This window comes from Microbacterium sp. SCN 71-21 (assembly GCF_001725695.1).
GTDB classification, from domain to species: Bacteria; Actinomycetota; Actinomycetes; order Actinomycetales; family Microbacteriaceae; genus Microbacterium; species Microbacterium ginsengisoli.
The window spans coordinates 14,808-22,111 of the sequence record NZ_MEGA01000056.1 but is presented as its reverse complement, the minus strand read 5'-3'; the positions used below and the strand labels follow the sequence as shown (position 1 = coordinate 22,111).

Sequence of the window (7,304 nt, the reverse complement as noted above, 5' to 3'; positions counted from 1 at the left end):
GCGCCCAGCCCGATGCCGGCCTCGAGGGTGATCGCGATCGACTGGTCGACGCGTCCGAGCGCCTCGATCGCGAGACACAGGGCCATGTAGTCGCCGCCTTGGCCACCGACCTCCTCGGGGAAAGGCAGTCCGAACAGACCGATCTCCCCCATCTGCGCGACGATGTCGAGCGGCAGGGTGTGGGTGCGGTCGGCCTCGTACGCGCGGGGCGCCACCACCTCGTCGGCGAACGCGCGCACCATCGCGGCGAGCTCGCGCTCGTCGTCGGTGAGGTCGTAGTCGTGCGTGAGCGTCATGGTGTTCCTTCCGGGTGGGGGTCGACGCGGGCGAGCACCTGCCCCAGTCTCACCTGGTCGCCGACGGCGACGTCGAGGTGCACCGTGCCGTCGTGGGGCGCGGTGAGGGGGTGCTCCATCTTCATGGCCTCGATCGTGACGATGCGGGTGCCGGCGGCACGGCGACGACCGTGCCCGGCATGGGCGCGGCGAGCCGGGGGTCGGATGCCGCATCCCCCCGCTCACGCCGCGCCCGCCGCCGCTCGTCGGCGGCGCGACGGCTGAGCGGGGTGAGCGCCCAGGTGCCGTCGGCGGTGTGCACCCACACGGTGCCGTCCGCATCCCGCGCGCTCTCGCCGGTCACGGGAGCGGGGCGCACCGCGACGACGTCGCCGTCCGCCGTCGCGAAAGCCCGCTCGGCGACGACAGCGGGCGCCGAGGCGCGCCACCCGCTTCCCGCCCGCCAGAGCGGCGAGGCGAAAGCGGGCTCCGTCGCGCCGGGCGCGGGGGCTGCGGCGGCCGCGACCCGCAGGGCGGCCTCGGTCGGCGCACGCGGGGCGGGAGGCGGCATCCGCTCGATGATGCCGGTGTCGAGGTCGCCGGCGACGACCGCCGGCAGCGCGATCAGGTCGCGCAGGAATCCGATGTTCGACTCGACGCCCAGCAACACGGTGTCGCGCAGACCGCGGTCGAGCGCGGCGAGCGCGGCGGCCCGGGTGGGTGCGTGGGCGATCACCTTCGCGATCATGGGGTCGTAGTCGGTGGTGACGTGCGATCCGGTCTCGACCGCCGCGTCGGTGCGCACGCCCGGGGCGGGCAGCCAGCGCACCACCTCGCCGGTCGCCGGCAGGAAGCCCCGCTCGGGACTCTCGGCGTACACGCGCGCCTCGACGGCATGTCCGTCGAGCACGACGTCGCTCTGTGCGATGTGAAGCTGCTCGCCCGCCGCGATGCGCAGCTGCTGCTCGACGAGGTCGATGCCGGTGACGGCCTCGGTGACCGGGTGCTCGACCTGCAGCCGCGTGTTCATCTCGATGAAGAAGAAGTCCTCCGGGCGGTCGGCCGACACGAGGAACTCCACGGTCCCGGCACCCCGGTAGTCGACGGATGCCGCGGCCGCGACGGCGGCGGCACCGAGACGCGCGCGCAGCGCCGCGTCGACGGCGGGCGACGGGGACTCCTCGACGACCTTCTGGTGGCGCCGCTGCAGCGTGCACTCCCGCTCCCCCAGATGGATGACCGCCCCGTGGGCGTCGGCGAGCACCTGCACCTCGATGTGGCGCGGTCGGGTCACCAGCCGCTCGAGCAGGAGCGTGTCGTCACCGAAGGCGGCCCGGGCCACGCGCCGGGCGGTCTCGAGCGCTGCGGGGAGGGCCGCGGCATCCGTCACGACCTCCATGCCCTTGCCGCCGCCGCCCGCGGAGGGCTTCACGAGCAGCGGGAACCCGACGTCGGCCGCGCGCGCGGCGATCTCGTCGTCGCCGAGCGCCGCCGCACTGAAGCCGGGAACGATCGGCACGCCGTGCGCGGCGACGTGATCGCGCGCACGGATCTTGTCGGCCATGACCTCGAGCGCGCGCTCGCCCGGCCCGATGAAGACGATGCCGGCGGCCGCGCACGCCGCACCGAACGCGGCACTCTCGGACAGGAACCCGTAGCCGGGGTGCACGGCCTGCGCGCCCGTGACCTGCGCGGCCGCGATCAGCGCGTCGATGCTCAGGTAGCTGCGCGCGGCGGCGGCCTCGCCGATGCGCACCGCCTCGTCGGCCTCGCGCACGTGCGGCGCGCCGGCGTCCGCGTCGCTGTAGACGGCGACCGACCGGATGCCGAGGCGCCGCAGCGTGCGGATCACCCGGCGGGCGATCTCGCCGCGGTTCGCGACCAGCACGGTGTCGAAGAGGGGCACGTCGCTCACATCCGGAAGAGCCCGAAGGCCGGGGCGGGAAGCGGCGTGCGGGAGGCGACGTCCAGGGCGAGCCCCAGCAGGTCGCGCGTGTCGAGCGGGTCGACGATGCCGTCGTCCCAGAGCCGGGCGGTGGCGTAGTACGGGTTGCCGCGCTGCTCGTACTGGGCGCGGATGGGCGCCTCGAACTCCTCCTGCTCTCCGGTCGACCAGTCGTCGCCGCGGCCCTCGAGCTGGTCGCGCTTGACTGTCGCGAGCACCGTCGCCGCCTGCGCACCGCCCATGACCGAGATGCGGCTGGCCGGCCACGACCACAGGAAGCGGGGGCTGTAGGCGCGCCCGCACATCGAGTAGTTCCCGGCCCCGAACGAGCCTCCGATGAGCACCGTGAACTTCGGCACGCGGGTGGTGGCGACAGCGGTGACCATCTTGGCGCCGTCCTTCGCGATGCCGCCGGCCTCGGCGTCACGACCGACCATGAATCCCGAGATGTTCTGCAGGAACACGAGCGGGATGCCGCGCTGGTCGCACAGCTCGATGAAGTGGGCGCCCTTCAGAGCGGATGCCCCGAAGAGCACGCCGTTGTTGGCGACGATGCCGACGGGGTGGCCGTGCAGACGCGCGAAGCCGGTCACGAGCGTCGTGCCGTAGTCGGCCTTGAACTCGTGGAACGAGCACCCGTCGGGGTCGCCGTCGACGAGGCGCTCGATCACGGCGTGCACGTCGTACGCCTGCGTGACGTCGACGGGAACGAGGTCGTAGAGCTCGGCGGGGTCGGCCGCGGGCGGCACGCTGGCCCGCATGTCCCAGGCAGGGGCCGCAGGCGCGGGGAGGGTCGCGACGATGTCGCGCACGATCTCGAGCGCGTGGGCGTCGTCGTCGGCGAGATGGTCGACGACCCCCGACGTGCGGGCGTGCAGCTCGCCGCCGCCGAGTTCCTCGGCCGTGACGACCTCGCCGATCGCGGCCTTCACGAGCGGCGGGCCGCCGAGGAAGATCGTGCCCTGTCCCCGCACGATCACCGTCTCGTCGCTCATCGCCGGCACGTACGCGCCGCCCGCCGTGCACGAGCCGAGCACCGCGGCGATCTGGGGGATGCCGGCGGCCGACATGCGCGCCTGGTGGAAGAAGATGCGACCGAAATGGTCGCGGTCGGGGAAGACCTCGTCCTGCATCGGCAGGAATGCGCCACCCGAGTCGACGAGGCAGATGCACGGCAGGCGATTCTCGAGCGCGACCTCCTGCGCCCGCAGGTGCTTCTTCACCGTCAGCGGATAGTAGGTGCCACCCTTCACCGTCGCGTCGTTGGCGATCACCATGACGTGGCGCCCGTGCACGAGGCCGATGCCTGCGACGACACCGGCGCCCGGGGCGTCTGGGTCGTAGAGCCCGTCGGCGGCCAGCGGGGCGAGTTCGAGGAAGGGGCTGCCCTCGTCGAGCAGTCGGGCGATGCGGTCACGCACGAGCAGCTTGCCGCGCTCGGTGTGACGACGACGGGATGCCTCGGGCCCGCCCTCGGCCGCGACAGCGAGACGCGCACGCAGCTCCCGGGCGAGGTCCGCCTGGGTGCGCACGTCGGCGGCGCCGGCGATGCCGGTCACGGTGTCGGTCGCGGTCATCCCATCTCCATCGATGTCGTTCGCATCCCCCATCGGATGCGCCGCAGTGTTAGTGTTCACTAACTGGAATTCACGTTAGCGTCCGCTAACCGAGATGACAAGGGGGCGGCGTGGCCGACAACGACGTCGAGACGCCCACCGCGCGGGAGCGCGCGAAGACCGAACGGCAGGACGCCCTGGTGCGCGCGGCATCCGCCCTGTTCGCCCGCAAGGGGTTCGCCGCGGTGTCCATCGAAGAGCTCGGAGCCGCCGTGGGCGTGAGCGGCCCCGCGCTCTACCGGCACTTCGCCGGCAAGCAGGCACTGCTCGGCGAGATCCTGGTCGGCGCGAGCGAACGGCTGCTCGAGGGCGGCCGGGCCGTCATCGCCGCCCACGACGATCCCGGCGACCAGCTCGACGCGCTCGTGCGCTTCCATGTGGCGTTCGCCCTCGCCGACGCCGACGTCATCCGCGTGCAGGATCGCGACCTCGAGAACCTGCACGACCCCGACCGCCATCGCGTGCGACGCCTGCAGCGCGAGTACGTCGAACTGTGGACCCGCGTGCTGCAGCACCGGCACCCCGACGTGCCCGCGACCCACCTGCGCGTGCGGGCGCACGCCGTGTTCGGCCTCATCAACTCGACCCCCCACAGCGTGCGCGGCCTCCGCGGCGCCCCCGGCGACCAGACCGTCGGGGCGATCCTGCACGACCTCGCGCTGCGCGCCCTCGACGCCTGAGCCCGCCGCGCGGCGAGGTGGCCGCGCAACCGTGCGGCCCCGCACAGCGGCCACCGTGCACGGCTGCGCGCCGCACGCGCGCGAGACCCCCGCGACCGGATCACCGGCCGCGGGGTCTCCCGGGGCCTCGGACTACCCGAGGAGCATCGCGCGGCCAGGCTCCGTGAGCACACCGCCGACGTCGGTGAGGAACCGGGCGCCCTGCTCGCCGTCGACGACGCGGTGGTCGAACGACAGGCTGAGCGTCACGACGTCGCGCAGCGCCACCTCCCCCTGCCATTCCCACGGCCGACGCTGCACCGCACCCACCGCGAGGATGCCGGACTGCCCCGGCGTGAGGATCGGGGTGCCGGCCTCCACACCGAACACCCCGACGTTGCTGATCGTGAACGTGCCGCCGGCGAACCCGGCGGGAGTCGTGCGCCCGTCGCGCGCGGTGCGCGTCAGGTCGCCGATCGCGTCGGCGAGGGCGACGAGTCCGAGCCGACCGGCGTCGTGCACGACGGGCACCACGAGTCCGCGGTCGGTGGCGGCGGCGATGCCGAGGTGAACAGCGGCGTGCTCCACGATCTCCTCCCCCGATTCGTCCCATGTCGCATTGAGCGACGGCGTCGCGCCGAGCGCGAGGCAGACCGCCTTCGCGACGACCGCCATCACCCCGATGCGGTGCCCGGCCAGCGCACGGTCGTCGCGCAGCGAGGCGACGAACGCGGTGGTCGCCGTGACATCCACCGTGTGGAACATGGTGACGTGCGGGGCGGTGAAGGCGCTGCGCACCATCGCCTCGGCCGTGCGCTTGCGCACGCCGCGCACGGGCACGTGACGATCGGATGCCGCGGCCAGAGCCGGTGCGACGGCGGGGCCTGGCCCCGCGGGCGCCGACGCCCCGACGCGCGCGGCGAACGCGTCGACGTCGGCGCGGGTGATGACGCCGGTCGCCCCGGCGGCCGCGACGAGCGCCAGCTCGACGCCGAGCTCCTTCGCATGCCGGCGCACCGGCGGCGTGGACCGCAGTCGCTCGAGCGGGCCGTCGTCGACCTGAGAACTCACGTGCGCGTCGTGCGGCGCCGCGTCGAGCACGGCCGTGTCGACCTCGGCGACCTCGCGCACCCGACGCGGACGCCGCTGCGGGCGCGCGCCCGAACGGGCGAGCGCGCCGTACCCGACGAGGTTCGGGCGGGGCGCGGCATCCTCGTGCTCGTCGTCGGCATCAGTGTCAGCATCAGCATCGACGGATGCCGCGGCCTCCCCGCCGACTGCCGGCTCGGCGGGAGCGGAGTCGACCGGCGCCGGCTCGGCGGGCACGGCATCGCTGGCCGCCTCGACCGCTGCGTCGAACGTGACGAGCGGAGCCCCCACGTCGACCGTGTCGCCTGCGGCCGCATGCAGTCGGGAGACGACACCCGCGTGCGGCGACGGCAGCTCGACGATGGCCTTCGCGGTCTCGACCTCGGCGAGGGTCTGGTTGAGGGTCACGGTGTCGCCTTCGGCGACCAGCCACTGCACGATCTCGGCGTCAGCGAGACCTTCGCCGAGGTCGGGCAGGGCGAACTCGACGCTCACAGCTCGACCCCCGTCAAGCTGTTCGGCCGGTCGAGCACGCGGTCGACCGCATCGAGCACGCGGTCGAGGTCGGGCAGGTGGTGCTTCTCGAGCTTCGCGGGCGGGTACGGGATGTCGTGCCCGGTCACCCGCACGGGCGCCGCCTCGAGGAAGGTGAAGCAGCGTTCGGTGACGCTCGCGACCAGCTCCGCGCCGACACCCGCCTCGGCGGCGGCCTCGTGCACGACGACGACCCGTCCGGTCTTGCGCACCGATGCGGTCACGGTGCGATAGTCGACCGGCGACAGCGAGCGGAGGTCGATGACCTCGAGCGAGACGCCCTCGTCCTCCGCGGCGACGGCCGCGTCGAGAGCCGTGGTCACCTGCCCGCCGTAGGTGAGCACGGTGACATCTGTGCCCTCACGGGCGATACGGGCGAGACCCATCGGGGGCGCATCGGCGAGGTCGCCGTCGAGGTCGGCCTCGCCCTTCGCGTGGTAGAGCCGCTTGGGCTCGAAGAAGACCACCGGGTCGTCGCAGGCGATCGCCTGGCGCAACATCGTGTAGGCGTCCTGCGGGTTCGAGACCGCCACGACCCGCAGCCCCGACGTGTGCACGAAGTAGGCCTCCGGCGACTCGGAGTGGTGCTCCGCCGCGCCCACGCCGCCCGCCCACGGGATGCGGATGGTCAGGGGCATCCGAACCCGCCCCTGCGAGCGGTAGTGCAGCTTCGCGACCTGCGAGACGATCTGGTCGAACGCGGGGTACACGAAGCCGTCGAACTGGATCTCGACGACCGGCCGGAACCCACGGAACGCGAGCCCGACCGCCGTGCCGACGATGCCCGCCTCGCCCAGCGGGGTGTCGATGACGCGCTGCGCACCGAACTCCGCCTGAAGTCCGTCGGTGATGCGGAACACCCCGCCGAGGCGTCCGACGTCCTCGCCCATGACGAGCACGCGGTCGTCGTCGGCGAGCGCGCGCCGGAGTCCGGCGTTGAGGGCCTTGCCCATCGTGAGCGTCGTCATCTTGCGGCCTCGGTCTCGGCGCCCTCGAACCCGTCGAGGTAGGCTGCGAACCGGCCGCGCTGGGCGGCGAGCGCCGCGTGCGGCTCGGCATAGACGTGGTCGAACACGCTCAGGGCGGGCGCCGTCGTCATCGCGAGGCACGCCGCGCGCATGTCGGCGGCCGCCTGATCGGATGCCACGGCCACCTCGGCCGCGAACGCGTCATCCATCGCGCCGAG

The 7,304-nt window shown here is 73.5% G+C and carries 7 protein-coding genes and 1 pseudogene; 1 reads left to right on the top strand and 7 read right to left on the bottom strand.

Translation table 11 applies throughout. The features are described 5' to 3' along the window. The 4 genes from ABT08_RS09305 to ABT08_RS09295 form a co-directional block, all read right to left on the bottom strand. The coding region (locus ABT08_RS09305) for an acyl-CoA dehydrogenase family protein (RefSeq protein WP_288114785.1) at positions 1-296 on the bottom strand (296 nt) is incomplete at its 3' end. Continuing rightward, the gene (locus ABT08_RS13195) at positions 293-421 is read right to left on the bottom strand and encodes a biotin/lipoyl-containing protein (protein WP_353743288.1); all 129 of its coding nucleotides are present in this window, start codon (positions 419-421) and stop codon (positions 293-295) included. The genes ABT08_RS13195 and ABT08_RS09305, both read right to left, overlap by 4 nt. Continuing rightward, positions 418-2,190: an acetyl-CoA carboxylase biotin carboxylase subunit gene (locus ABT08_RS09300; protein WP_502685883.1), complete on the bottom strand. Its 1,773-nt coding sequence runs from the start codon at positions 2,188-2,190 to the stop codon at positions 418-420. Before ABT08_RS09300 ends, ABT08_RS13195 begins: the two co-directional genes overlap by 4 nt. Further along, on the bottom strand, positions 2,187-3,797 hold the full coding sequence (locus ABT08_RS09295; protein ID WP_288114784.1) for a carboxyl transferase domain-containing protein: 1,611 nt from the start codon (positions 3,795-3,797) through the stop codon (positions 2,187-2,189). The genes ABT08_RS09300 and ABT08_RS09295 overlap by 4 nt, the downstream gene beginning before the upstream one ends. Positions 3,798-3,907: 110 nt before the next feature. On the opposite strand from ABT08_RS09295, the gene ABT08_RS09290 reads away from it, so the two are divergent. Then, a complete protein-coding gene (locus ABT08_RS09290) occupies positions 3,908-4,516 on the top strand; it encodes a TetR/AcrR family transcriptional regulator (RefSeq protein WP_056210322.1) in 609 nt (202 codons plus the stop codon). A 132-nt stretch (positions 4,517-4,648) separates the two neighbouring features. Here the strand turns inward: ABT08_RS09290 and ABT08_RS09285 are convergent, their stop codons facing one another. The 3 genes and pseudogenes from ABT08_RS09285 to ABT08_RS09275 form a co-directional block, all read right to left on the bottom strand. After that, on the bottom strand, positions 4,649-6,079 hold the full coding sequence (locus ABT08_RS09285; protein WP_056210325.1) for a dihydrolipoamide acetyltransferase family protein: 1,431 nt from the start codon (positions 6,077-6,079) through the stop codon (positions 4,649-4,651). Then, on the bottom strand, positions 6,076-7,086 hold the full coding sequence (locus ABT08_RS09280) for an alpha-ketoacid dehydrogenase subunit beta (protein WP_056210326.1): 1,011 nt from the start codon (positions 7,084-7,086) through the stop codon (positions 6,076-6,078). Before ABT08_RS09280 ends, ABT08_RS09285 begins: the two co-directional genes overlap by 4 nt. Beyond that, positions 7,083-7,304 (bottom strand): annotated as a pseudogene (locus ABT08_RS09275) (pyruvate dehydrogenase (acetyl-transferring) E1 component subunit alpha); the annotation flags it as partial. The pseudogene ABT08_RS09275 and the gene ABT08_RS09280, both read right to left, overlap by 4 nt.